This window comes from Methylorubrum podarium (assembly GCF_022179745.1).
GTDB lineage: Bacteria > Pseudomonadota > Alphaproteobacteria > Rhizobiales > Beijerinckiaceae > Methylobacterium > Methylobacterium podarium.
This window is the reverse complement of sequence record NZ_BPRD01000079.1, coordinates 1-26,136: the sequence shown is the minus strand read 5'-3', so window position 1 is coordinate 26,136 and position 26,136 is coordinate 1. Positions and strand designations below refer to the sequence as shown.

Below are 26,136 nucleotides of genomic sequence, written 5' to 3'. Positions count from 1 at the left end.
GTCTGGATCGCGTCGCAAGCGGCGATTGGAAGGCGTCGATCGAACGCCAAGCCCGATCCACCGCGCGGTTGTTCGTTGAGATCTGTGGGGACAAACCGCTCGGTGACTACGGACCGGCCGATGCCGCTGAATTCAAGCGTGCTCTTCTCGCGCTACCGGCCAACTACGATAAGAACACTGAATGGCGCACCATCCAGCGCCGAAGCGGCATTCGCGGCCTGATCGAACATTGCAACGGCAAGCCCGGCATTGACCGACTGAAGCCGCAGACCTTCAATCGGCATCTCGCGGCCTTGTCGGGGATCTGGTCGTGGGCTCAGACCAACGAGGTCGTTGCCAAAGGCCTGCCGTCGATCTTCGACGGGCTTCACGTCAACCTGAGGCGCACCAGAGGGCGGCATCACAAGGCCCGCGATGAGCGGCCGATGTGGGATCATGGCGAACTCGCCGCCTTGCTCAGCGCGCCCTTGTTTACCGGGATCCGAAGCCGCCGGAGCTGGAAGACGGCAGGCCCGTACGTCCCGCGCGACGAACGGTACTGGGGCATCCTCATCGGCTGTCACAGCGGCATGCGCCGTGGCGAGATTTTCCAGCTCCGCGTGCGGCACGTGGTTCAGGATGCGGAGACTGGGATCTGGCACTTCAATCTGCAGGAAAAAACCCTCGAGCTGAAAGCGGAGGGCAGTGCCCGATGGGTGCCCCTCCATCAAAATCTGCTGAGACTGGGTTTGATCGAAGCGTTGGTGCAAGGCCGACGGGAAAACGATTTGCTGTTGCCTGAAGGCGAGGCCGACGTCGAGGAAGCGGATGATCTCGACGATGGCGACGACGCGGCATACGGCAGCGCCTTCGGGAAGTGGTTCCAGCGCTTCAAGTCGGAGTACGGCGTGAGTAAGGATGTGGTGTTCCACTCGTTCCGGCACTCGGTGACAACTCTCCTGTGCAATGCCGGGGTTCAGCAAGAGTTCGTTGAAGAGCTGATCGGGCACGAGAGCCAGGCGAGACGCTCCGAGATGAAGCGTTACAACAAGGGCCAGACCTTGATGATGCTCAAGGACGTAATCGTTCGTCTCGTTCTGCCGATCGACATCGAGAGGATGGTCGATGCGGCGCGCGATGGTGAGCCTCGTCAGGCATTCCGGCCGAGCCGCTTGCGTTGCCGCGGCGGATGACAATCTCGGGAGTTTCTCATCCACCCTACGGTCAGCGGTCTCACCAGCGTTCAGGGCAACTTCGACTACCATCCTAACAGTCGTCGATTCCTGAAGATCAGAAGGGTTCGCCTATAAGCACTTCGTTTCGTCCTACATCAGTCCGGATCGATCCGACGCGCCCATTCGCTCGCGCGCTCGAACCTTGCTCGTGCTGATGCTTCGACGCGCGACAGCCCGACAGTCTGAGCTATGAGTCTGACGCGCTCAGCCTCGGAGGCGTCTGAGCGAAGCGTGCCAGCGAGTCCGACGAGTTCCGGCATCGGTGTATCGGCGTGGCTGCGTAGACCGGACGCGGCCGTGCGATAAGGGTGACGTGCTCGCGGCTCCATGTCGGGTGGCCACAGGACAGGACGATCGTCGTCCTCGGTTCGTGCGACGGAGGCCGGGACTTGATCTAGGACCGCCTCGCGAACAAGGGGTCCCACCCGCTGCAGGCCGTGAGCGCGGGCGACGCGCCTCAGGAGCACGTCCTCGTAGATGGGGCCTTCGATCGTCACAACGTGCCGTACCAGGGCGGCGAGCACGGGACGATACGAGGCATCGTAGAACCGCTCGGGTTCGATGGCGAGCCCGCACTCGGAGGGATCAGCCAGACGGTAGGCCTCGCCCGCCGGCGGCATCGGGCTTGGCGTTGAGACCGGCAGGACGGCGGGGTGCTGATCGGCATAGAGGTACTGAGCGGTCGGCTCTTTCTCAGGCTCCGGTACCGGAACCAGTTCAGGAACGTTCTCTTCTGCAGGCGTCGAGATCGGCGCGCCCGCCTTGTTGGCGATGGCCGGGATCGCCTCCTCGATCTCCGCCGCCGGGAAGTCCTCCGCGGTTCCCTGATCCGCTGTCTCGGCAGAGGCCGCGCGATCTGCGTCGAGATCCTCGCGCAGGCGTCGGTCGAGCTTGGCCAGCGCGCCTTCTACATCCATCCACCACTCGGTGCTCCAGACCCGCCGGATGCGCCAGCCGAGGTCGGTCAGCACATGCTCGCGCAGACGGTCGCGATCACGCGCCGTAGCGGAGCTGTGATAGGTTGCGCCGTCGCACTCGACGCCTGCAAGATAGCGGCCCGGTGCATCGGGATGGACGATGCCGAGATCGATCCGGAAGCCCGACACGCCGATCTGGGTGTGAACGGTCCAGCCCTTGGCCTGGAGCCCGGCCATCACGGCGGCCTCGAACGGCGACTCCACGTCGCCGCCCGTGGGCGCGAAAGCCTCCGCGAGCGCCCGGGCGCCGCGATCGGCGAATTCAAGGAAGTGCTTGAAGTCGCGCACGCCCCGCGCCCGTGTGCGTCCGAGGTCGATCTGCTCGGGGCGGAGGGAGGCGAACACGGCGAGCTCGCGCCGAGCGCGGGTGATAGCCACGTTCAGGCGGCGATGCCCGCCATCCTTGTTGAGCGAGGACACCGTGCTGACCGGACGTCCGGTCTGGTCGGGGCCGACCGCGACCGAGAAGATGATGGCGTCGCGCTCGTCACCCTGCACGTTCTCAAGGTTCTTCACGAAGACGGGCTCGTGCCAGCGATCCCGGTCGAAGAACGGCTCCAGCTCCGGATAGGAGCGCCGCTGCTCGTCGAGCAGGTTCTCGATTAGCCGCTGCTGCTCGCCGTTGAAGGTGACGATGCCGAGAGAGCGGCGCTCGCGCTCGAAGCTCGGCTCACGCAGGCGGCGCACGATCTCGGCAACGACGGCGCGGGCCTCGGGCCGGTTCACACGACCCGAACCGCGCTCGTAGAGCCCGTCAGGGACGAGCGTCAGGCGCACCGCCCGGTCGTCGGTCACCGGCGAGGGGAAGGTGACGAGGCGGCCGCCATAATAGTGCGCGTTCGAGAAGGCGATCAGGCTCTCGTGGCGGCTGCGATAATGCCAGTCGAGATTCCGCCGCGGGATATTGGCGGCCAGGCACTCGTCGAGGATTGGCTCCTGGTCGCTGACATCGCTGCCGTCCTCGATCTCGTCGACTCCGCGATCGCCGACATTGGTGGGCGGCAATTGTTCGGGATCACCGACGATGACGACCTGCTTGCCCCGGGCGATCGCGCCGACGGCATCCCAGGGGGAGATCTGCGAGGCTTCGTCGAAGATGACGACGTCGAACGGCTCCTTGTCGGGCGGCAGGTACTGCGCGATCGAGAGCGGGCTCATCATCACGCAGGGTGTCAGTTTGGTCAGCGCGCTCGGCATCTTCCCGAAAAGCTTGCGCAGTGGCATGTGCTGCGTCTTTTTCGTCAGCTCGTGCGAAAGCGTGCCCCATTCCGGATCGGCTCCGAAGGCCGTCGGGCCGGGAATGCCTCCACCGAGGCGCGAGCGCACGACCTGTTTCGAGAGTTCGGTGACCCGCGCGTCGGCGGCCCGGAAGCGTGCGATCGCGTCCTCATGGCGCTCTGGCAGGAAGCGACGCAGGATCGCGTCGTCGCTGACGACACGGTCAATCCACCAGCGGGCATAAGCCGCCTCGAACGCCGCCTCGGCCCGGTCGGGGGCAACACGGCCCCCTTCCAGGGCCTCGATCAGCGGCGTCAGGCCGGTGCTGCGGGCATTCTGCGCCGCGGCCTGCCACGCGCACCAGCCCTGGGCGCGCCCGAGCCCGGACGCCCAGCGGCGCGCCAGGGCGATGCTGATCTCGATCCAGTCGGCCTCCGCCGCGAGCGGCTCCTCGGGTTCGGGGCGCCCCGCCAGTCGCGAGAGCCGCTTCGTTGCCTCGATCGCCCGTGCCCGATCCTGCGCGAAGGCGGCGTAGCTCTGCGCGATGCGGCCGCCCTCGGCCAGCGCCCGCGACTGGCGCTCGACGAGCTGTACGAGCCGGTCGCGCAGACCGTCGATGCCAACGGACAAGGGGCCGAGAATATCGAGCAGCGGCTCCACCTTCTCGGCCCAGGCTATCGCCGGTTCGAACTCGGCGGCAGGCAATTCCGGATTGCTCCATGGAAGGCCGAGCCGTGCGAGATACAGCTCCTCCAGACAGCCAGCTTGGAGGTGCTTGGCAACCTCGATCAGCCCCGTCAGATCGGGGCCGAGATCGGCTGGAGGCTCACCCTCGGCATAGGGCCGGACTTTCTCGCTCACCCGTCTCAGTTTGCCGCCGCGGACAAGGAAGTTCGATCCTTGCGCCGCAACCCACTCGGCGAGAAGCTCCGGGAGATTCTGGTCGAAGATACCGGGACGGTAGCGGCCGGAGAGGCGGCTGAGGCGTTCAGCCTTCGTTGCCTGGAAGCGTTCCCGCGCGGCCACCGCCCGGCGCAAGTCGCCCGAGCCATCAGACAGGAAGGCGGCGCCGCAGCGGGCCTCCGGGCGCACGAGATAATTGCCGAGCAGCATCAGGCCGCGTGTCCCGGCATAGGTCGAGAGGAGCGACGGGAGGCCGAGGGCTTCGGCGAACGTCTGTCCGCTCGCGCGAAGGGCCGTCAGCGCGTCTTCCACCGTCTTGATCGCTGCGCTCATCTCGTCGCGCCAAACCGGAGACCATTGCGTCGCCGAAACGCCCTGCAGGGGGTGATCAACCAGGGAGCCGACGGAGGCCAGGACAGGGCGCAGTTCACGGCACCCCGTGCGCAGCGTCGCTAGGGTCGTCTCGTCGTGCGCGCGATGGTCGGGCCAGCCGAGCACCAGCCCCACCTCGTCGCCGCCGGCCGCGATCACACGCCCGAAGGCCTCGTAGGCCGAGAGGCCGTTCTCCCGGCGCCGGTGCAGCGCGTTGACGAGGCCGTTCAGCTCGTCGCGCAGACTTGCGAGCTCGCTCGTGGCTACGTTCCAGGCCCCCTGCGACGGCGTGGAGCGCTCATGCCAGGCCCGGCGTAGTTGCCCCAGCACCGCCGATTTTTGGGCCTTGGTGGAATGCACCTCCAGGCAGTAATCGCCGAGGCCGATTTCCTGCAGGCGGCGCTGGACCACTTCGAGCGCCGCCGTCTTCTGGGAGACGAACAGCACCGTGCGCCCCTGGGCGAGGCACTGGGCGATCATGTTACCGATGGTCTGGCTCTTGCCGGTGCCGGGCGGGCCGAACAGGACGAAGTCTTTGCCTTGGGCCGCCGCCAGGACGGCGGAGAGCTGGGAGGAATCCGCCGAAAGCGGTGCGAAGACGGATTCCGGCGGATGCTCCCGGTCGAGCCGTGCCGGTTCGGGGAAGGGGCTGCCGTCGCCGTAGGAATGTTTCGGCGTCTCAATCAGGTGGCGCACCACGGGGTTGCGCTTCAGGAGTTCGGCCCGCTCGACCAAGTCCTTCCACATGAGGTACTTGGTGAAGGAGAAGGCCGAGAGCACCACGTCGGGCACGACCTCCCATCCGCGCAGGTCGCGCATATGGGTGCGCACGATGCGGAAGATGCCGTCGACGTCGATCCCGGAATCATCCCGCGGCAGCTCGCCCTCGAGTTCGGGCATTCGCAGCTTGAAGTCCTCCCGCAACATTTCGAGAAGGGTCGGGTTGATCCGCACCTCGTCGTCGTGCAGCGCCAGCCGGAAGCCGGCACGCACGCTGGAGCGCTTGAGCGAGACCGGGATCAGCAACAGCGGGGCGCGGTAGGCGGCCTCGCCCTCCTTGCGCGTCCACGACAGGAAGCCGATGGCGAGAAAGAGGATGTTGGCGCCACCCTCCTCGAAGCCGTTGCGGGCGAGGCGGTAGAGATCGAGCAGGCGGCGGTCGAGATCCGTTTCGGTGGAAGTCGTGTAGATCTCCCTGCGGGCGAGCGCGGCCTCGAGGTAGCTGCGCCGGCCGTCGTCGTGATGGCGGCGGGCGTAGAGGTCGGCGCTGCGCTCGTCGGACCCGCTCAGCACGTCCGAGACGGGTTTCAGCCGGTACTCATGGCCTGCCGCAAGGCCGTCCTCCAGCGCTCCGGGTGCGACGCATTCGAGGACGACCGAACCTTTCCCCGGCTTGAAGTTCAGGAGCTTGTTCTTCAGCGTCAGATCGAGAAGCTTGCGCTTCCAGCGCTCCATGCGCCCGACCGGGGTCTCGGGGGCCTCGTCGACGGGGGCACGCGCCTCCTCGTCGAAGGCCGGCGGCGCGGACAGCGAGTGGTTCAGCCGCGCGGTCGGCGCGGGTGCCACCTCGGAAGACCGCCCGTCACCGAGATCCATCGGGCGGATACCGCGGCGACGGCAGCGCCGGACATCGATGGCGACCTCGAGCGCGGCCGGGGCCGTATCCTCGACCTGAACACGGCCCTGCTCCGTTGCAGCCTTGAACGAGGCCGGCGGATGACCCGTCAGCAGGGTCGTCTCGACGAGGATCAGATCCTGCAGGTCGCGCCGCTTGCGCACGAGCTGCATGTCGTCGACCGTGGCGCTCGCGAAATCCGCGTCTTGTAGCCAGACGCCGACGAAGGCGTGGCCGACGGTCAGAACGAGGACTGGGTTGAGGCCGGCCTGTTCGAGGCAGGCAGCGTAGAGAAGCGAGAGGTCGAGGCAGGTGCCGACCTTGCGCTCCAGCACGTCGGTCGGGCCGCGGACCTTCTGGCCCGCTTGTTCGAAGCTTGCGGGCGGTAGCACGTAGGCGATGCGGCGGTCGGCGAGGGCGGCCCAGATCGCTTCGGACAGCTCCCAGGCGCGGGCCTTTCGGCCAGTGGTGTAGCCGTTCAGACCCGTCTCGCGGCCGGCTTCGCCGAGCTTCGTCGCGGCATCGCGCAGGACGACATCGACGGCCGGGTCGTTGGGGCGGACGAAGGCTGCGAGCAGTTCCGGCGCGCTGCGGCCGCCGCCCCAGTGCGAGGGCGGCAGCAGGCGCATCTCGGCAACCGTCCGAGCCCGCTCGCCGCCCGCGTCGTCGAGGATCACCGTCAGTTCGAGGCGGCTCGCCTCGGTGAAGCCCGCGAGACAGGCCGCATCCAGGCGGACATCCGGTGTCTCGATGTGGTGGTTCGATCCCGCTGGGACGCGATCGATCCGCAACGTCAGCGGCTGCACCACCGGCGGCCGACTCTCGATCCGCACGCTCAGATCGATGAGATCCTGCTCTGACCCGTTCGCGATCACGATCTCTCGGATCACCGGGATCGCGTTCTCGTGGTAGGCGAGGCTGACATGCTCCGTGGCTGTGCAGCCGAGCCGGACAGTCTCCGCGGGCTCGGCCTCTGCGACGGGCTCGATCGTCTCAAGGTTCACGGCGCGATCCATCGACTGGTGAAACGCTCGCCCTGCTTGTAGCGCACGAGCTTGGGGCCGACTTCGTCGCAGGTCTCGCCGAAGGGGTCCCGCGTGACGCTGAACTCGGCATCGTTGACGTAGCCGGTCACGTAGCAGACGTCCTGATACTCGCCCTTAATGCGGTTGCGCATCCTGATCCGCGTCGTCGCAAGAGCGGTCTCCAGCGGGCGCTCCTTGTAGAGGGCGGTGCCGTAGTCGAGCACCTGCGTCTCGATCGACATGAACTCCCAGCGGTCGTCGCGCTGGGCCTGATAATGCCGGGCAAGGCCGGGGTACTTGCTCGTGAAGTTCGCGGTCTGAACGCCGGTCACAAAGCCCCTGGCCTCCTCGCCGAGCGCCTGCTCGAAGAAGCGTGCCCGCTCTCCGTACTGCGCGCGCAGGGCTCGTTCCTGCATGTCGCGCCGGGCACTCTCTTCCTTCTCTTTCTCGCGGTCGAGCTTGCGCCGCTCCTCCAGCTCACGCTGGCGCTTGAACTGCTCCTCGGCGCTGCGGGTCTTGCTGTGGTCGATCTCGGCCTGCGTCTGCGCGACCTCGGCCACCTCGATCCAGAGCGGCAGGAAACGGTGGCCCAGACCGTCTCGGGACATGGCCTCGACGAGTGTGGGGAGGTCCGAGGCCGACGCGTAGACCGCTCCGCACTCGCCCCGCTTCACCGCGATGAAGGCTCCGTCGGCGGAGGTCGGCGTGATGACGGGCTGCCCCGGCAACTCGTCGCCGATCCGATCCGTCAACCGATCGAGGATCGCCGCATGCGCCTCGGCTTGGTCGGGCGCGACCCGGCACAGCACGCTCGACGCGTTGGGCACCACTACGACGCCGAAGCCGTCGCTTTTCCGGCCGCGCACGAGGGCCTCGACCTCGTTCGCTTTGGCGGCCTCCGCCTGCCTCGCGGCGGTGAGCGCGCCGGCGTCGATCACGGTAAGCCGCGCGAACAGGTTGCCGTTGACGGCCTCGACCAGCGTGATCATCCGATCGACAGGCTCGCGCAGCAGGCGCTCGCGTTCGGCGAAGACCAGATCCTGCTTCGCGAGATCGTTCGGCCCGCAGGCGGCGAGCGGCAGGTCGAGCTTGGCCCCAAGCGCCGCGCCGCGGTCGCGGATCTGACGGTTCAGGAACACGTCCGACAGGGGCGCGTGGTACAGGCAGGCGGCGGCCCGCCCGTCCTCGAAGACCAGTTCGCCGCGCAGGTTGCGCACGACGGAGGGCGCCTTGCCGCTATCGTTGTAGAGCGCGATGAGGTCGCCCCGCTCGCCCTCGATCAGGAAGCGGCTCCTGGTCGTCACAGCGCGCGTTAGCCGCGCTGCCTCGTCGATCCGCGCGCGGCGGGCGGCATAAGCCTCGGCAAGTTCCTTCAGCCGGTCGTCGGGCGTCTCCGGCGTGATCCCGGCCACCTCTGCGACGAACCCGGAAAGGAAGGTGTGGAGGTCCTGCGGGATGCCGCCCTTCAGCGTGGCATCCGCCTCGGCCGCGTCCCGCTTCAGGCGTTCGACGAGGACGGTGCGGCTGCGTTGGGCTTCTTCGCGCCGGCGTGCGCGATCCTCGGCTTCGCGGCTGTCGCGCTGCGCGCTGTCCTGCTCAGCCAGCACTGCCTGCGCCTTGGCAACTGCCTCGGGTGCGATCCAGATCGGCAGGTAGCGGAAGGCAACGCCGTCGCGGGCGAGGCCCTTCACCAGAAGGACGAGGTCCTTGGCGCTGCCGTAGACGGCACCGCATTGCCCACGCTTGATCGACAGGAATGCCCCGTCGGCGCTCGCTGTCACCACCGTCGTCGCCCCACGCAGTTCCGCCTTCAAGAGGGCGTTGAGGGGTTCCAGGAGCCGATCGTGCAACGCCTTCTCGCCCGCGGCGATGCGGCAGATCGTGCGCGAGCCCGGAGCGAAGGCAAGGACGGCGAGGCCGTCAGACGTTCCGCGAGCGACCTCGCCCTCGGCCTCCGCCGCGCGGATGCCTTCCGCCTGACGTGCGGCCTCGATGTCAGCCTTTAGGACCGTCCCGGCGAGCGCGTAGACACCAGTCTCGATCGCTGAGGCAATTGTCCCGAACAGCCCGGCCTGCGCCCGCAGCGCCCCGCGCTCGAAGACGATGAGGTCGGCGCTCTGCTGCTGCCCGCTGGTGCAGCGGGCCAGCGTCTCCCGGACCGGCGCGCCAATGGCGCGCGCCTTTGCGACGAGCTGTTCGAGGGCGATGCGGTCGGCCGGTGCGTCTTGTAAGGCGCAGGCGACAGTGCGCTCAGGATCGAAGACTAGGTTGCCGTCGAGGCCGCGCATCACCGCCGCCGCGCGCGGGGAACTGTTGTAGAGCAGGAGGAGGTCGCCGCCCTCGCCTTCGATCAGGAAGCGGTTCTTGTCGGTCACGGCGCGCTGGACCGCCTCGGCCTCGCGCACCCGCGGCTCGACCTGCTCGAAGCGCTGCGCGAGCGCCGGCAGAACGTGAGCGGGATCTTGAGGCGGAGCTTCCGCGGATTGCTGAACCAGCAGGGTCAGTTCGGGGCGCAGGTCTTCCGGCACCGGACCGGCCAGGAGTGTCTGGACGCGGTGGCGCAGGTCGTCGAGCCGGCGCTGCGCCTCCATCCGCGTGGTCTTGTCTCGCTCCTCCTTCCCAAGATCGGCGAGGTAAGCGTCGTAGCGCCGCGCCACGGCTTCGATGCGCCCGGGTAGGCCTGGATCCGTGACGATGACGACGCTCGGGGTGGGGGCCGCTTCCCGGCCGAGCCGGTCCGCGAGCGCGTTGCTGAGAAAACCGTCGCTGCCGAGGCCCTGCGCATCCGAAAAGACCGTGATCGCCTTGCGCGTGACCCCGCCATAGACACCGTCGGCAATTGAGTCGGCAGGGAGGTAGCCAGCGCTGCGCATCGCCTCCTGCAACCGCACGTGTTCCTCGATCGGTCGACCGAGTTCCTGTCGCGCCGCCACCGGTCCCTCCCGCACGACGCGCGCCGCCCAGGCTTCCTTCTGACGCTGGTAGGAAGCGGCGATGCACGGCACCGCCCGTCCTCGCAGAGACGCTGTCACCTTGCCCGTCTCAGGGATGCGGCAGCTCTCGATCGTGCGCTTCACAAGGTCGTTCGATTCCGCCCTCAGATCCGTTCCGGCGTCGGGCTTGAGGTGGCGTAGGGCGTAGAACGGACGTGCCATCTCCAAGTCGACGCGGCGCAGGCCGGCATCCTCGCAGATCAGAATCGGCAGCGGCGTGTTGGCCCGCTCGCAATCGAAGGAAGGCCCGAGGCTGCGGAGGCTCGCGGCCGGCTTCGGCGGCTGAGACGGACGCGGCGCCTCGGACAGGACCACGGCCTCCCTGCGCAGTTCGGCCAACCGCTGCTTCAGGTGGTTGGGAGCGTCAGACTTGGTGCGCGCCTCCGCCTGCGCGCGCAGACCGCTCAGGCGGTCGAGAGCGGAGAGGCGGACGGACTCAGCCTGCGATAGCGAGCCGAGTCCACCGACCTCCCGGCCGATTGTCTCCGTATCGACCGCACTGGGACCTGAGCGGGACGAGAGCTGCCCCTCGATGCGTGCCTGAAGCCGGGCGGCTTCAGAGCGCACCACCGGAGAGGCATCACGCTGATAGTTCGCGAGGGTGGCTTTGAGCACCTGAAGCTGCTCGGTCCTCCCTTGTGCCTCCGCCCGCGCGCGGCGCAGGTCGCGCGCCTCGCCGGTCTCGATCTCGGTGACGAGGATCGGTGTGCCCGAGAAGTGCAGTTCGATCGCTTCGCGCGGCTCGACGGCGTGAACCTCCCCAGCGTTCCGGTAGGCGAAGGACTGGTTGCAGGTGCTCGCCACCGACCAGCCGTTCTCGTCCCGCACCGTGCAACCGACGCTGCGCCGCAGGTTCGGCTCGGTGAAGCGGCGGCATTCGGCGAAGATGCTGCCGAGCCGGCCGTCGTCCGGCCCGACGCCGCGTTGGATCAACCCGGCCAAATCACTGTTGCGCCGTGTCAGGGCGCGGTCGACGCAGAACCGATCAGTATTGGACAAGCGTGCCCAGGCGTCACGCGCGGCCTGAACCTGTGCGGCGCCGAGGAGGCCGCCGAAGAGATCGAGCGGCGTGACCTGTGCAGAAGCCGGACCGATCAAGGCTGTTGCCACCACAGCCCGCAGTAGATTGCGCACCCCGCCCCAAGCCATGCCCCCTCCCCCTGTCCCAAGCTGTTTCGCTTGTCCGACAGGGCTATTCAAGGTTGCGCATGCCGCGGAGGCTCAAATTCTATGCCGCGTTGCTAGACAACAACGCAAGCATGACATCGAAGGCTAACAACTTGGATATGTCATTTGATAATATGAGCGAGGCCTGCTGCAGTCATCGAGCGAAACATATCGGATTGATCTCGTAATAGTTTAATCCATAATACAGCATTATATATATTCTTCGTATACAGGACAATATATGGAGATTGAATATGATAATATCAATCCGAGCGCTGCCGCTCGATAGAAACTTGTCTCACGAGACTGGTGATGTCGGGATAGAGTCGCAGAGACCTACCAGTTAAATTTCTCGATTTAGTTACGATTTTAAGTTATAAATTCTGAGTTTATATCTTATGATTCATATATAAGCTTCGAAATATTCCAAGGATTTTGTTTGATGGTAATGCTTAAATGCAGTTCTATACATCATCAGAGTTGATAGTCAATGAGAATTGATCGGTTTAGAAGGATTATTAGGAGGATTAGTTCGTACTGAAGCTGCTGGCCGCTCTTCGATCTTTGCTGAACAGCTCGCTGCCTTTGCAGGATTTTGATCAGTGTTCATGCCTGTGTGGCAAAAACTTCGAGCACGAGCATGTCGCGGCCACCGCCGACTTGATTCTGTCGGCGGCAACCTTGGTTTGGACTATTCGCTGCGGCGACGCAGCTCGGAGATCCGCGCGTTCAGTACGGCGCGCAGCTCCTGCACCTCGGCATAGGCGGCTTCCGCCTTCTCGAAGGCGGACAGTCCATCGCGGCGGATCTCCTGGGTCAGCGCCTCGATGCGCTTGACCGCTGCCAGGAAGCTCGGGGTCTCGGGGGAATGGGGCATGGTATCGGTGTCCTCGTTGGATGTTCAGTGAGTGGTGGAAGAGAGGGGTTCGACCCGAACGGGTACGGCGCCGTCTGGGAATTGCAGCAGCAGCGGCAGGCCCGCTGAGAGATCCTGGGCGCTGGTGACGATGAAGCCCGTGTCGGTCGCGATCACCAGCGCCGGGGCTTTGCTTAGGAGGACGTCGTCCTCGGTATCACTGAGAGGATTCGCCTGTACGGGATCGGCATCCGGTTCTCTCCGCGCCATCCCGCCGGTTGCCGCGCTCAATCCCAACAGCAGGCTTCGCTCGATGGCCCGATCGAGCTGCCGCAACCGTGCCTCGGCCCCGGTGACGAGATCCTGAAGCGCCGCGTCGAACGCGGTCGTGGCCCGCGCGAGGGCGATGCGGCCGGCCGCCCCGAGATCCTCTTCGATCGCTGCGTCGAAGGCGGCGAGCGCGCGCTCGGCCCGGATTCCGGTGCGCTCGACGAGGTGGCGTACAAGCATCGCGGCCGCTGTCGGCGTCGGCTCGGAGCGCGCCGCCACCGCATCGAGGGCGGTGCGCGGCGTGCCGGCATGGCCGAGGCCGACGATCAGGTTCGGCAGCCGATCAGCTGTCGCGGCACGCGCAACCGCGTAGCTGTTGAGCGGACGGAATGCTTCGATCGGCCCACCTCCACGGCAGACCAGCGTTGCCGAAAGGCCGTGCTCAGCGTGCAGGTTCGTGACGCGGGCCAATGCCTCGGCCAGGGACCGTTCGGCCCCGGCTCCCTCGAAAGCAGCACACACCCGGTGGAGGCGGATGAGTCTGGCCGCTTCGAGCGGCTGCAGCACGTGCTCGACGTCGCGCCGCGCCTCGCCATGTTCTGAGACGACGAGCGCGATGTGCTGGGGATCCTCCGGCTCGATCCAGCTGTCCGGCCCGAAGCGGGCCCCCTCGAGCCTCAGCCGCTGCAGCGTGCGCTCGCGCTCGAGTTCCACTTCGATCGGGATCTGCCCGAGCGAGAGTAGGGCCATGAGCTTAGCCTGGACGCCGGCTCCGCGGCCGAACCGCTGACGTAGGCCGGTGCGCAACTGAACCTCGATGGTACAGTTGACGAGGTCGGCCGGATCGAAGTCAACGCCACGCTCCGCTCGGATCTGAGCGAGTTCAGGAGCATCGAGGCGGACCTTCAAGCGCGGCGGATCATGACTGAGGCTCGCCTGCGCTTCGCCGAGCAAGAGGAGATGGCTGTCGGGACCGGCGGCCTCGACGGTGAGGACGCAGGCCCGCACGGTGTGCTCGCCGCGCAAGCGTTGGCGCAGCCAGCCGATCATGTCGCGCAGTTCGTGCACGTCGGCGGCGCCTGGTGCGGGTTCAAGCGCGCTGCCAAGGCGGCGGACGCCCGGTGGCGCTTCGCCGCCCGAATGAGACTGGGGCGGCGGCGTGTCCCTCCAGCTTGGGAATCGGTGATGTCGCATCGTGTCCGTTCGTGTGTCGTCGTATAATGGCGGGGTCGAGTGGTCCGGCGGCTTGTCGTGCAGGCCGCCAGCCTCTGGGTGCGAGGGCGTCAGTCGAAGAGCGCTCCCTCCTCAGCCGGGCGGTCCTCGACCGCTGGTGCCGCTTCGAGTTCACGTGCGATCGCCCCAAGGCGAGGACGGTTGGCCTCGCGCAGCTCGCGGTGCAGGATCTCGATCAGCAGCGCAGCAAGTTCGGGTGCGGTGTCGAAGCTGCGGAAAGCGAGCCCATTGAGCAGCGTTATGGGCCGGGTTCTCCGCGTCAGGATCGGCACCGGGAACTCGCACAGCCGCTGGGCCAGCCCCGGGTCCGACAGGGCCCGGAAAGCGAAGCCATTGCCTGGCTCGACGATCACCGCGTCGAGCGTGCCCCACTCGAGTTGTCCTTCCGCGGCATCGAGAGCGCGGTGAAGCGCCGCCGCCGAACCCGGCTCTTCAAAAGCGAGCGGGTGGCGGATTAGCGCGATCATCCCAAGCTCGTGCCACCGGGCGAGACCGTCCGCGATCGCGTGCGGCGCGCCGTCGTCCGGCTCGATCAGGAACACGCGGCGCAATCGGCGCGGCATCGGCAATTCGCGCTGCCGTTCCCAAAGGCCATTAGCGTCGAGTGCCTCTCGCGCCCGTGCGTCCCGGTCGGCTCAGGCCCTCAGCATCAGCCCGCGATCCAGGCCGATTATCCGCCCAGTGAGGCCGAGCAGTGGGTCGACCGCGAGCGTCAGCAGAACGGTGTGATCGCCGACGAGATCTTCTTCGTGCAGCAGAATGCCCGAGGCCTGCTCGATCTGGTTCGTGAAGTCGCCGGACATAAATGCGGTGAGCCGACCGCTGCGGGTGGGATCGAGCGCTTGGAGGTCGAACAGCCAGCCGTCGCGGTGACGGCAGGGGCGGCTCGCCGTGGCGCGTACCCAGAGGCCGGTGGGCTCGAGCGCGCAGGCGGCCGCGTCCGCACCGGCGGGCATGTCGTGATGTGTCATTTCAGGAGTCCGTAATCAGAGGAGAGGGTCGAAGGCGCCTCGCCGATGCGAAGCGGACGCTGTCCCAGCGCCGCCCTCCGTCACCCCCGTCCTTCATGGGATTTTCAGCGAAGGTGCCTTCGCCCTTTCCCCTTCGATCCATGCTCTCCCAGCACCCAGCAACGGCTTGGGTGCGCACGTCTTTTCCCGTCTTTCGTGATATCCAACGCAGGCGCGCGCATACTGTCGGGGGCCTGTGTCCAAGGCATCGCGGCGCCGAGCGACGAACGCCGGTGCGTTCCGCCTCAAGCCGACGCTGCCTTCGGGTGCAGCGCATCCGCAATCTCCCCAATCACCGATCTCACCGCTCCCCCGGGCCGTCCGGATCACTACGGCCGTTCCTCGCTCTCCTGCGTGTCGTACCCAACCGGGCTTCGCTTCTGGGCGCAACTAGGTGTGCAGTCCCGGAGTGTGATGGTGCATCATGGACGCTAAGGCGTCAGGCGGAGGATGCACTGTGGCAGGAGTTCTTCACGGCCGCGCCCGCACGACGCCGCGTGTTCGAGCCGAGCTCCAAGCGTCGAAAGAAAGTAGCCGCGCCCTGGCCGCCCAGTACGGCCTGAACCCGAAGACGGTCGCCAAGTGGCGGGCTCGGACGGTGACGAGCGATGCGCCGATGGGTCCGAAGACGCCCACGAGCACGATCCTGTCGCCGGCCGAGGAGGCCATCGTGGTCGAGTTCCGGCGCCGGACGCTGCTGCCGCTGGACGATGTCCTGGGTTGCCTGCGCGAGACGATTCCGAGCCTCAGCCGCTCTGCCCTGCATCGCTGTCTGCAACGGCACGGCATCTCCCGCCTTCCGGCAGCCGAGACCGCGCAGACGCGCAAACGCTTCAAGACCTACGACATCGGCTACGTGCATATCGACCGCGGCGAGCTGCGCCACGCCGACGGCAAGCTGATCATGTTCCTCGCCATCGACCGTGTTTCGAAGTTCACCTACGTCGAGTTCCACGACAGCGCGGGCAAGATGGAAGGATCGGCCTTCCTCAGGAACGTCGTGGCGGCTTTTCCCTACAAGATCCACACCGTCCTGACCGACAACGGCATGGCGTTCGCCGATCTGCCCAAGAACAGGACCGGGCCGAGCCGGCAGTTCCTCGGGCCGCACATCTTCGACCGCGTCTGCATCGAGCACGGGATCGAGCATCGTCTGACCAAGCCGTACCATCCCTGGACTAACGGTCAGGCCGAACGCATGAACCGGACGATCAAAGACGCCACGGTCAAGGTCTTCCACTATCAGGACTTAGCAAGCCTGAAGGCGCATGTCCTGGCCTTCGTCACGGCCTACAACTTCGCCAAGCATCTCAAGGCGCTAAGCTGGAAGACCCCGTTCCAGAGCATCTGTCAGGCCTGGATCAAAAACCCAGATCAGTTCAAAATCGACCCGCACCACCTCATCCCGGGACCATACACCTAAGCGCTCAACGCGGAAAGCCTCCGCGTCCGGGATGATCCCGCCATGCGGACCACCAGTCAGATCCGTGATCACCTCCGCGCCTATGTCGACCGGGAGCGAAGCGCGCGACTCGCGCGTCTACAGCGCGACCTCGATCCGCCGTATGCCCCGCTCGTCGGGTCAGGTCAGTTTCCGCTGCCGCCTGCACCACCCGCACCCCTGGCCCCTCCGCCGTTGCCCCCACTGCCACCTCCGCCGACGCCTCCCGATCCACCGTCCCCGCCCCGTCCGCCATCTCCACCCCGGCCACCGCACGTGCCGTCGCCCCCATTGCCGCCCGCACCACCCTTTCCGCCGTTCGTTCCGCGCCCTGGTTGTCCAGGCACGCCCGGTTGACCGGGAGTGCCTCTGCGCCCGCCAGCGCATCCCTGGGTCACGCCCGTTTCGGCCTGGGCGAGGAACAGATCAGCAGTGGCGGTCGATACGATCGCCGGAGGCTCGATCAAAAACGGCATAGCGGCTCCCTCATGGATCGATCACGATTGAACGGGAGGCATCATGGGCATGTTTGATTGCGGTTCGAAGGCGACGCCCGCTACTCGGTCTGATCCGGCTCACACAGCGTGCTCGCCCTGTTCTCGATCGTCACCCTGCTGGCTGCGCGCCTTCCGGCTCGCCAACGGCGACGCATCACGGCCGCCGCGTGGTACCCCAAACCGCGCCCGACCTTCGCCGACGCGCTGGCCGCCGTGCGCTGCGCGATCCGGCGCGAGCGGACTTTGGCGACACCACCGCGCCGACGCGCTCGAACAAAACCTCGCTTCCGCCTGCCAGCTCCCCGGCCTATGCCCCCTGCAACGCTGCACAATTGGCTAAAGTCGAGCTTACTACTGGCTGTAAATTATATGGGTAAGATTGCATGTTAAGTTCAAATGCATGAGGAATTCAGGGTCTGAACGACTGCGCCGAAATCTAGTTTCATAATCAAAAATTGTAGCTTCATCCGCAAGTATTGAAAATAGATGCTCGAGTTGGTCATCCAGTACATAGCCTGCCGCCTGCGCCTTGTTTCGAAGCAACGAACATCCCTGTTGCGCATCGGCGAAGCCATTCAATATTTCCTTTTCAATTATCTCAGATGATTTTTTCTGCAGATTGGGTCGCCCACTAAAATTATAGTGGGCAGCTTGGTCGAAATTGGAAAGACTCAACCAGCCGTCACCTCCGAACCGATCATACATATAAACCGGTATTCCGAGCGCAATAGCATAAGGGACTGTCTTTCCGATAGTCACAACAGCATCCACATAGCTAAAACCGGCCGCCTGGAGTCTTCTAAATTCATGACCCATACCAAAGACAATAACTTTGATGCCAGCTTTTTGAAGAGTCAAAATTGACTCTATCAACTCTTCGGGAATGTGATTGCTAACGACAGCGATACACTTGAGCGTATTGCTCGCCTGCACAACATAAGACCAAAAGTGAGAGGGCGCAGCATTTTTGAAGTTTATGATACGCAGACCGACCTGGTTGCTTGGAACTACTGCATCCGCTGTTTCCTGGGAATTTACAACTAACGGTAGACCTAGATACTTGATCAAATAGTTATCGGGCTTTTCGAGGGGTTCATACGGTGATAAAGACACTAGCGCGATAAAAGGAAGCTTATCGATTTTCTCATAGGTACGAAAGAAAGGCAGCATAGAGAGATGTTGACACCAAACAAAATCAAAATCGAACACTGACGGTAAATCGTGGAGTGTAGACAGGCGAAAGTCGGAGTCAAAATGATCGATGAAGAAATTAGAGATTGTGTGCGCGGCAAGAACAACCTCGTGACCTTGCGCCTGAAACCATTCAGCGGTTTCCAAAGCAACAATCTCTGAGCCAGTAAAGTGAATGAGCTTTCCAGTTGAAATCAGCACCTTAAAACATGAGCTCATGAACAATCTCGCAGTGTAGACTAGGTAATAGATCAGCAAAGTTGATTCATTTTACTAAGAGAGTAATCATAGCTCCTTGCGAAGGTCAACTCACCGGCTCTTTTTTCAGGCAGAAGCACGGCCAGCGCGAGGCCACCCCATATTTCATTTCTGATGTCCGCTCGGTCGTGCATAAGACCAGGGACGTAGTCAAAGTCTACTGCATGCACATATGCACAGTCCTCCCATCCAGCAGCAGCTATACCGCGCCTAACCGTCGGGTTCGAGCTGTCATGCATGAGAATATATGTTGGATTTGTCTTGGGAATATATTGCAAGCAGTTGTCAATATCAGCTCTGACTCCATCAGCCTCGTGACTACCGTCGATCAAAATAAAATTAATTTCTTGTGCTGATTTATTCAGACGAGAGATGACTGCTGGCAGCGTTGAATTGGAGTCACCTGTTATATAGTTCACATTATCGTGCCGTTTAGTATCGCGATGTTGGTTGGCGTCTATGTCGAACGTGTAAACTATTTGGCTATAGTGAGAAATTGGCGCAAGACTTCCGCCCAGGAAAGTCCCAATCTCAATACTTACTTCTGAATTTGCCATACGGAGCACGTGTAGGAGGCCCGCACGCTCACCGAAAGTCATGTGCCAATGACCATGTCCCGACGTCGGAAACAAAAGTTTCTCAAGAATGGGGTGTGCCATAGTTTTCTCCTTTGATGAAAGACCGTTTCTCGAATGGCGTCCGGCCGGACTGCCACTAACTTGCTATGTCATCCAAGAAGCACTCAATGGAATCTACGGGTTCTCGGGGGGGTGGAGCATTATACTCAAATTGCCGTTAATAACAAGCATGAACTCTGAATGTTGCGCTATCGTCTGGGGCTAATTTCCTGTGTATATAACGCAAACTACTTGTCAGCAGGTGGGCGGATTTGACCTGACCGGTATTTCGGACCGAGCCGAGTGAGAGGCTACTGCAAGGCAGCAGCCATGGGTAGCCTGAAGGCCAGATCCGGGAAGATGACGGGCGCCGGAGGCCGATTGCCCAGCGCCGAATGCGGCCGGACGCGGTTGCAGGTGTTTCGCCACAGCCCGATCACGATCTGCGCGTCCCTCAATGAGTAGAAGATTTCCTGCCGTAGGCACTCATCGCGCAGCTTGCCGTTGAAGCTCTCACAATATCCGTTCTCCCACGGCGAGCCCGGCGCGATGTAGTGGATCTGCGGGCCTGTCTTGGCGACCCACTTGCGCAACGCCTTCGCGATTATTTCAAGGCCGTCGTCGCAACAGATATGCTCCGGGGTGCCATGCATGCACACTGCATCGGCCAGCGCCTCGATGACGCTCAGGCTGTTGATCCGCCGGGCCACCTTCAGCCTACGACAGGCTCGGCTATGCTCGTCGATCAGCGTCAGGATGCGTAGAGAGCGCCCCGTCATGGGCCTGTGCCTGCACGAAGTCGAAGCTCCAGACGTGGTTGCGATAGAGCGGGCGCAGCCGCACGCATGAGCCGTCGTTCAGCCCCGGACGGCTGCGCGGTCTGTGCTTCTGGGGGACCTTCAGCCCCTCGTGACGCCCGATGCGCTGAACCTGATCCTTGCCGATCTGCCAGCCGTCTGCCTGCAGCGACGCGGCGGTAGCCGTAGCGCCCGTACTCGGACGCCAAGGCGATGATGGCGCGGGTCAGCGCATCCTCGTCGGCCGGCAGCGAGGGCATGTAACACTGTGTGCCCCGATGCCGACCGACCATCCGGCAGGCGCGACGTTCCGAGAGGCTGTACTTCTCTTGGATTGCCGCCACCGCCTGCCGGCGCCGTTCGGGGGCTACACGTTTCCCGAGGCGACGTCCGCCAACCCCTGCATCTCCAAGGACAGGTCGGCCACAAGCCGCCGCAGCCGAGCGTTCTCGCGCTCAAGATGCTTCATCTTCCGCGCCTGATCGACGTGGAGGCCGCCTTACTCCTTGCGCCAGCAGTCACAGCTCTGCGCGGAGATCTCCGCCTTCTTAGCTGAGCCAGCGCCAAGCTCTTGCCCTGGGCTGTCTGCACCTCGATCTGGCGCAGCTTCAGCACCACCTGCTCCGCGCTCGTCTTCTGACCTCGCCGCATGTCCGACCCCTTTGGTCCTAACTGATCCTCTCAATCAGCCCGGTCCAAAACCAGTCGGTCAGGTCACTCTGCTCGCTGAAATCGAGAGCGACTGCTTCCGGGCCGCGCGACATGGCGCTCCTCCCTCATCAGGCACCCACCAATCCGCTCACCCTACCAAACTGTCAAATCACTCATAACTGAGACCACCAGAGACATCTTTGCCAACCCGACAAGCCCGTACGGGAGATAGGCCAGCTATTTCGGGCTCCGAGGGATGGCCTCAGCAACGTCCCGATCAAGACCCAGCATCCGCCGTGCCAGCCCGGCATCGCCGCCACCGGCGAAATCATCGAAGGCCGTCTCGGTAACGCGGATGATGTGATCAGCGATGAAAGCGGCCCCCTCGCGAGCGCCGTCCTCGGGGTGCTTCAGGGCGCATTCCCATTCGAGGACCGCCCAGCCGTCATAGTCGTACTGCGCGAGCTTCGAGAAGATCGCCTGGAAGTCGACCTGCCCGTCGCCGAGCGAGCGGAAGCGTCCGGCGCGCGCGATCCAAGGCGCAAAGCCGGAATAGACGCCCTGGCGCCCATTCGGGCGGAACTCCGCGTCCTTGACGTGGAAGGCGCTGATGCGCTCGTGGTAAATGTCTATGAAGGCGAGATAGTCGAGCTGTTGCAGCAGGAAATGCGAGGGATCGTAATTGATCCGGCATCGCGGATGGCCGCCGAGCCGGTCGAGGAAGAGCTCGAACGTGGCGCCATCGAAGACATCCTCGCCCGGATGGATCTCGAAGCCGATATCGATGCCATGCTCGTCATAAACGTCGAGAACAGGCCGCCAGCGCTTCGCCAGCTCGCCGAATGCCTCGTCGACGAAACCCGCCGGACGCTGCGGCCAGGGGTAGAGAAACGGCCAGGCCAACGCCCCGGTGAAGCTGACCGAGCCAGCGAGGCCGAGCCGACGGGAGGCCTTGGCGGCGAGCTTCATCTGCTCCACCGCCCATTCCTGTCGCGCGGCCGACTTGCCTCTCAGCACGGCGGGCGCAAAGACGTCGAAAGCGGCATCATAGGCCGGGTGGACTGCGACGAGCTGGCCCTGGATGTGGGTCGAAAGCTCGGTGATGACGACGCCGTTCTCACGTGCCACGCCCGCGATCTCGTCGCAGTAATCCTGCGAGGCCGCAGCCTTCTCAAGGTTGAACAGGCGGGTATCGCCAGAAGGCAGCTGGACGCCGCGATAGCCGAGCGCGGCCGCCCAACGCGTGATCGCGGCCCAGCTGTCGAACGGCGCGGTATCGCCCGCGAACTGTGCCAGAAAGATCGCGGGGCCCTGCATCGTCTTCGCCATCGTGCCGTCCTCCGCCGCGGACGATGCCGCGCGACGCCTCGACGGTCCAGTTCGGCGGCACTTCGCATCGGCCGGCACTTCGCTGAAACTTCTGCCCGATTCTGGCCAAAGTTCGGTCTTGTCGATGGCTGCGGGCCGAAGCTAGCGTTGCGTCAACGGCCGTCACAAGGCCGGCGGAGGAACGCGGGAGGCGGTCATCGCGCAGCCTTGGGAGACCCTGGGTCCCGACGAGCTTGCCGTGCTCGTGGCCACCTTCTGGTCTGGCGGCACGGCGCGCCACGCGCTGGCGGACACGCTGCGATTCTCGCGCAGCAAGACCAATGCGCTCGCCGCCGGCCTGATCGACCAGGGCCTGCTCGACGAGGCCGGTGTACAGCATTCGACGGGCGGCCGGCGCCCCGAGACCCTGCGCATCCATCGCCGCATCGGCGTGCTCATCGGCATCGATATCGGCGCGACCAGCCTCGACATCGCCCTGCTGCAGCCCGACCTTTCGATCATTGCCCGCCATTCGCAGGAGGCGGACGTTCAGGCCGGTCCGGGTCCGATCATGGCCCGTCTGCGCGCGCTCATCCCTGCGATGCTGGCGCAGAACGGCATCGTCTGCGACCGGGTCATCGCGGTCGGCATCGGCGTTCCCGGCCCGGTGAACTTCGTGGCCGGCCAACTCGTCAATCCGCCGCTGATGCCGGGCTGGGACAGTTACGCCATCCGCGAGGATCTGCGCGAAATCCTCGATGCGCCGGTCTTTGTCGATAACGACGTGAACCTGATGGCGCTCGGTGTGCTCTGGCGCCAGCGTCGGCAGATCGAGAATTTTCTCGTCATCAAGATCGGAACCGGCATCGGCTGCGGCATCGTCTGCCATGGCGAACTCTATCGCGGGGCCACAGGCTCGGCCGGGGACATCGGCCATATCGGTGTCGATCCGGAAGGACCGCTCTGCCGCTGCGGCAACCGCGGCTGCGTCGAGGCGATGGCGGCTGCACCCGCGATCGTCACGATGGGAACGGAGGCCGCCGAGGCTGGCCGCAGCCCCATGCTGGCCGCGAAGCTCGCGAGCCGGGGGAGCTTGAGCGCAGCCGATGTCGGCGCGGCCTGTCGCGAAGGCGATGCCGCGGCCGATGCGATCGTGCGCCTTTCCGGCCGTTTGATCGGCCAAGTACTGGCGGCGCTGGTCAACTTCTACAACCCCTCGCACATCTTCATCGGCGGCGGCGTGGCGGCGATCGGTCCGCTCTTTCTTGCCGCGATCCGTCAGAGCGTGAACCAGCGCTCTCTCGCCCTCTCGATCCGCCATCTCGAGATCACCTCTGCGCCGCTCGGGTCGGAGACCGGGCTGATCGGCGCCGGCGTGCTGGCGATGCGGGAAGCGCTGCGCAGCGGAGCCCCGGCATGAAAGCATCAGGCACCCGCGCGCCCGGCCTCGCTGTCGCCTTCGACGGCATCGTCAAGCGCTTCGGGCCGGTCGAGGTGCTGCACGGCGTCTCGTTCGGGCTGGAGACCGGCAAGGTCTACGGGCTGCTCGGTGAAAACGGCGCCGGCAAGTCGACCTTGATGAAGATCCTCGCAGGCTACGAGAGCCCGACCGAGGGCCGGGTGCTGATCGGCTGCGAGCCGGTGGCGTTCGCGGGATCGCGGGATGCCGAAGCGTGCGGCATCGTCCTGATCCATCAGGAATTCAATTTGGCTGACGACCTCACGATCGCCGGCAACATCTTTCTCGGTCACGAGAAGCGAAAGGGCCTGCTCCTCGACGAGACGGCGATGCGCACCGAGGCCGCGGCGGTGCTGGCGCAGGTTGGGCTGGAGCGTAAGCCGGACACGCCGGTGCGCCAGCTTATCGTCGCCGAGAAGCAGCTCGTCGAGATCGCCAAGGCGCTCTCGCGCAAGGCGCGCCTGCTGATCATGGACGAGCCGACTGCGACGCTCACGCCCTCGGAAGTCGCCCGGCTTTTCGGGCTGATCGGGCGATTGCGAGCGGACGGCGTGACCATCGTCTACATCTCGCACAAACTGGACGAGGTCGAACGCATCACCGACGAAATCGTGGTGATGAGGGACGGCGCGCTCGTCGACCGGGCCGCCACCGCCTCCCTCACCCGCCACGCCATGGCGACGATGATGGTCGGCCGCGAGATCACCGACCTCTTCCCGGCCAAGCCGCCCTTCGACCCCTCCGCCGTGCCGGCACTGTCCGTCATGCATTTCGATGTGCCCGGCTGGGCGCAGGATGTCTCCTTCGCGGTGCGGCCTGGTGAAATCCTGGGCTTCGCCGGGCTGGTCGGCGCCGGTCGGACCGAGCTGTTCGAGGGGATTCTCGGCCTTCGCCCCGGCACGGGGCGGGTCGCACTGTCGGGCCGCAGCGTCACCTTGCGCTCGCTCGGCGAGGCGACGCGTCATGGGCTCGGTTATCTGAGCGAGGACCGCAAGGGCAAAGGCCTGCATGTCGACTTTCCGCTCGCGCCGAACCTGACGCTGATGGCCCTGGCGCGCTATGCCAAGCCGCTGCTCGACCATGGCGCCGAGCGCAATGCGCTTGCGCGCGCCGTCGAGGCCTTCGGCATCCGCACCGGTTCGCTTTCGGTCAAGGCCGCCGCGCTCTCGGGCGGCAACCAGCAGAAGCTGGCGCTGGCCAAGGTGCTGCATCCGCAGCCGAAGGTGCTGGTGCTGGACGAGCCGACTCGCGGCGTCGACGTCGGCGCCAAGCGCGAGATCTATTTCCTCATCGCCGAACTCGCCCGCAAGGGCCTCGCCATCGTCGTCATCTCATCGGAGCTGATCGAACTCATCGGGCTCGCCCACCGGGTCGCGGTGATGCGTGGCGGCCGGCTCGTCGCGACCGTTGAGGGCGACGAGATGACGGAAGAGGCGATGATCGCGCATGCCACGGGGACGCGCCATGTCGCAGCCTGAGATCGCGTCCGGCCAGGGCCGCAGCAATGGGCAGGCCCAAGCCCGTGACGCTACGGAGCTTCGCCGTGGCGCGGCCGGCCGCTCCTTGATGGAGCGCTTCGCCGGCCTGGGGCCGGTGATCGGCCTGATCGTGCTCTGCGCTGTCGGTGCGAGCCTCAACAGCGAGTTCGCCACTCTCGACAATGGGCTGAACGTGCTCACCCGCACCGCCTTCATCGGCATCATCGCGGTCGGCATGTGCTTCGTCATCATCCTGGGCGGCATCGACCTTTCGGTCGGCTCGATGGCGGCGCTGATCGCCGGCTGCGTGATCATGTTCATCAACTGGGCGGCCGGCGCCTTCGCCTCGCCGCTCATGGCCGTCATCGTCGGCACGGTGCTCGCGGTGGTGCTCGGCGCGGGCTTCGGCCTGGCGCATGGCTTGCTGATCGCCAAGGGGCGCATCGAGCCCTTCATCGTCACACTGGGCACCCTCGGGATCTACCGGGCCTACCTGACCTATTTCGCCGATGGCGGCGCCCTGACGCTGGAAAACAACCTCGCCGACCTCTACGCTCCTGTCTATTACGGCAACCTGCTCGGCGTCCCGCTGCCTGTCGTGGCCTTTTTCGTCGTCGCAGCGGTCGGTGCCGTGATCCTCAACAAGACGGCCTATGGCCGACATGTGCAGGCCATCGGTTCGAACGAGACGGTCTCGCGCTACGCCGCCGTTGACGTCGATCGGGTCAAGATCCTGACCTATATGCTGCTGGGCATCTGCGTCGGCACCGCCACGCTGTTCTATGTGCCGCGCCTGGGCTCTGCCTCACCGACGACAGGACTGCTCTGGGAGCTTGAGGCGATCGCCGCCGTCATCGTCGGCGGCGCGGCCCTCAAGGGCGGCCACGGCACGATCATCGGCACCGTGGTAGGTGCGATCCTGCTCTCGGTGATCAGCAATATCCTCAACCTGTCGAGCCTGATCAGCGTCTATCTCAACGCCGCCGTCCAGGGCTTCGTCATCATCGTCGTCGCTTTCATGCAGAAGGGCCGGCGCTGAAGCTCGGCCGTCACGGGAGAGAGCACCATGCTTACGCGGACACGACGCAGCCTCCTCCTCGCCGCCACCGCGGCAAGCCTCGCCTTGGCGGCCGGCGGCGCCGCCGCCGAGCCCGTCAATCTCGGCGTCTCGATCCCGGCCGCGACCCATAGCTTCATGGGCGGCATCAACTACTGGGCAAACCGCGCCAAGAAGGAACTGGAAGCCCAGCACAAGGACCTGAAGATCACGATCCGCACGGCCGCCAACGCCACCGAGCAGGCGAACCAGCTGCAGGATCTGAGCACCGTCAACAAGATCAACGCGCTTGTCGTCTTCCCCTTCGAATCCGCCGCGCTGACGCGGCCGGTCGCCAATGTGAAGGCCAAGGGAGCCTACGTGACGGTCGTCGATCGCGGCCTGACGGACACCTCGGCACAGGACGCCTATGTCGCGGGCGACAACACCGCCTTCGGCAAGATCCCGGCCGAGTACATCGTCAAGGCGCTGAACGGAAAGGGCAATGTCGTCGCGTTGCGCGGCATCCCGACCACGCTCGACACCGAGC

15 protein-coding genes and 1 pseudogene are annotated in these 26,136 nt (G+C 64.9%); 6 read left to right on the top strand and 10 right to left on the bottom strand.

Annotation, left to right across the window (positions count from 1 at the left end; translation table 11 throughout):
- Positions 1-1,172: tyrosine-type recombinase/integrase (locus tag MFF42_RS04130; RefSeq protein ID WP_238254622.1), on the top strand; the 1,172-nt coding region annotated here is incomplete at its 5' end.
- 137 nt (positions 1,173-1,309) lie between these two features.
- Here MFF42_RS04130 and proA read toward each other — a convergent pair.
- The 6 genes from proA to MFF42_RS04100 form a co-directional block, all read right to left on the bottom strand.
- Entirely contained in the window at positions 1,310-7,303 is a 5,994-nt protein-coding gene (gene proA, locus MFF42_RS04125; RefSeq protein WP_238254621.1) for an anti-phage protein ProA, read from the bottom strand.
- The gene (locus tag MFF42_RS04120; protein WP_238254620.1) at positions 7,300-11,250 is read right to left on the bottom strand and encodes a lysozyme inhibitor LprI family protein; all 3,951 of its coding nucleotides are present in this window, start codon (positions 11,248-11,250) and stop codon (positions 7,300-7,302) included. Before MFF42_RS04120 ends, proA begins: the two co-directional genes overlap by 4 nt.
- Positions 11,251-12,175: 925 nt before the next feature.
- A complete protein-coding gene (locus tag MFF42_RS04115) occupies positions 12,176-12,361 on the bottom strand; it encodes a hypothetical protein (protein ID WP_238254619.1) in 186 nt (61 codons plus the stop codon).
- Positions 12,362-12,385: 24 nt separating this feature from the next.
- Positions 12,386-13,678: an exodeoxyribonuclease VII large subunit gene (locus MFF42_RS04110; RefSeq protein WP_238254618.1), complete on the bottom strand. Its 1,293-nt coding sequence runs from the start codon at positions 13,676-13,678 to the stop codon at positions 12,386-12,388.
- Between the two features lie 215 nt (positions 13,679-13,893).
- Positions 13,894-14,385 (bottom strand): hypothetical protein, encoded by a 492-nt coding sequence (locus tag MFF42_RS04105; protein ID WP_238254617.1) that lies wholly within the window; start codon positions 14,383-14,385, stop codon positions 13,894-13,896.
- Positions 14,386-14,478: 93 nt separating this feature from the next.
- Positions 14,479-14,814 carry a hypothetical protein gene (locus MFF42_RS04100; RefSeq protein ID WP_238254616.1) on the bottom strand — a complete coding sequence of 112 codons (336 nt, stop codon included), beginning with the start codon at positions 14,812-14,814 and terminating at the stop codon, positions 14,479-14,481.
- Positions 14,815-15,310: 496 nt separating this feature from the next.
- Between MFF42_RS04100 and MFF42_RS04095 the strand changes: the two genes are divergently transcribed.
- The gene (locus tag MFF42_RS04095) at positions 15,311-16,276 is read left to right on the top strand and encodes an IS481 family transposase (RefSeq protein ID WP_238254623.1); all 966 of its coding nucleotides are present in this window, start codon (positions 15,311-15,313) and stop codon (positions 16,274-16,276) included.
- A gap of 866 nt (positions 16,277-17,142) precedes the next feature.
- Here MFF42_RS04095 and MFF42_RS04090 read toward each other — a convergent pair.
- From MFF42_RS04090 to MFF42_RS04075, 4 genes and pseudogenes are all read right to left on the bottom strand, one after another.
- A complete protein-coding gene (locus tag MFF42_RS04090; protein WP_238254615.1) occupies positions 17,143-18,201 on the bottom strand; it encodes a glycosyltransferase family protein in 1,059 nt (352 codons plus the stop codon).
- A 32-nt stretch (positions 18,202-18,233) separates the two neighbouring features.
- The gene (locus tag MFF42_RS04085) at positions 18,234-18,899 is read right to left on the bottom strand and encodes a class I SAM-dependent methyltransferase (protein ID WP_238254614.1); all 666 of its coding nucleotides are present in this window, start codon (positions 18,897-18,899) and stop codon (positions 18,234-18,236) included.
- 269 nt (positions 18,900-19,168) lie between these two features.
- Positions 19,169-20,305 (bottom strand): annotated as a pseudogene (locus MFF42_RS04080) (IS3 family transposase).
- Positions 20,306-20,542: 237 nt separating this feature from the next.
- The gene (locus MFF42_RS04075; RefSeq protein ID WP_238254613.1) at positions 20,543-21,634 is read right to left on the bottom strand and encodes a sugar phosphate isomerase/epimerase family protein; all 1,092 of its coding nucleotides are present in this window, start codon (positions 21,632-21,634) and stop codon (positions 20,543-20,545) included.
- Between the two features lie 238 nt (positions 21,635-21,872).
- On the opposite strand from MFF42_RS04075, the gene MFF42_RS04070 reads away from it, so the two are divergent.
- From MFF42_RS04070 to MFF42_RS04055, 4 genes are all read left to right on the top strand, one after another.
- Positions 21,873-23,033, top strand: coding sequence for an ROK family protein (locus tag MFF42_RS04070; protein ID WP_238254612.1), 1,161 nt, complete (start codon positions 21,873-21,875; stop codon positions 23,031-23,033).
- On the top strand, positions 23,030-24,550 hold the full coding sequence (locus MFF42_RS04065) for a sugar ABC transporter ATP-binding protein (RefSeq protein WP_238254611.1): 1,521 nt from the start codon (positions 23,030-23,032) through the stop codon (positions 24,548-24,550). The genes MFF42_RS04070 and MFF42_RS04065 overlap by 4 nt, the downstream gene beginning before the upstream one ends.
- Positions 24,537-25,589 carry an ABC transporter permease gene (locus MFF42_RS04060; protein WP_238254610.1) on the top strand — a complete coding sequence of 351 codons (1,053 nt, stop codon included), beginning with the start codon at positions 24,537-24,539 and terminating at the stop codon, positions 25,587-25,589. Before MFF42_RS04065 ends, MFF42_RS04060 begins: the two co-directional genes overlap by 14 nt.
- 27 nt (positions 25,590-25,616) lie before the next feature.
- Positions 25,617-26,136 (top strand): substrate-binding domain-containing protein (locus MFF42_RS04055; RefSeq protein WP_238254609.1); only part of this gene is annotated, 520 nt, incomplete at its 3' end.

Bases quoted from the DNA above. Each gene is read 5' to 3' on its own strand.
- MFF42_RS04115 (WP_238254619.1), bottom strand. From the start codon at position 12,361: ATGCCCCATTCCCCCGAGACCCCGAGCTTCCTGGCAGCGGTCAAGCGC.
- MFF42_RS04100 (WP_238254616.1), bottom strand. From the start codon at position 14,814: ATGACACATCACGACATGCCCGCCGGTGCGGACGCGGCCGCCTGCGCG.
- MFF42_RS04090 (WP_238254615.1), bottom strand. From the start codon at position 18,201: ATGAGCTCATGTTTTAAGGTGCTGATTTCAACTGGAAAGCTCATTCAC.
- MFF42_RS04085 (WP_238254614.1), bottom strand. From the start codon at position 18,899: ATGGCACACCCCATTCTTGAGAAACTTTTGTTTCCGACGTCGGGACAT.
- MFF42_RS04075 (WP_238254613.1), bottom strand. From the start codon at position 21,634: ATGGCGAAGACGATGCAGGGCCCCGCGATCTTTCTGGCACAGTTCGCG.
- MFF42_RS04065 (WP_238254611.1), top strand. From the start codon at position 23,030: ATGAAAGCATCAGGCACCCGCGCGCCCGGCCTCGCTGTCGCCTTCGAC.
- MFF42_RS04060 (WP_238254610.1), top strand. From the start codon at position 24,537: ATGTCGCAGCCTGAGATCGCGTCCGGCCAGGGCCGCAGCAATGGGCAG.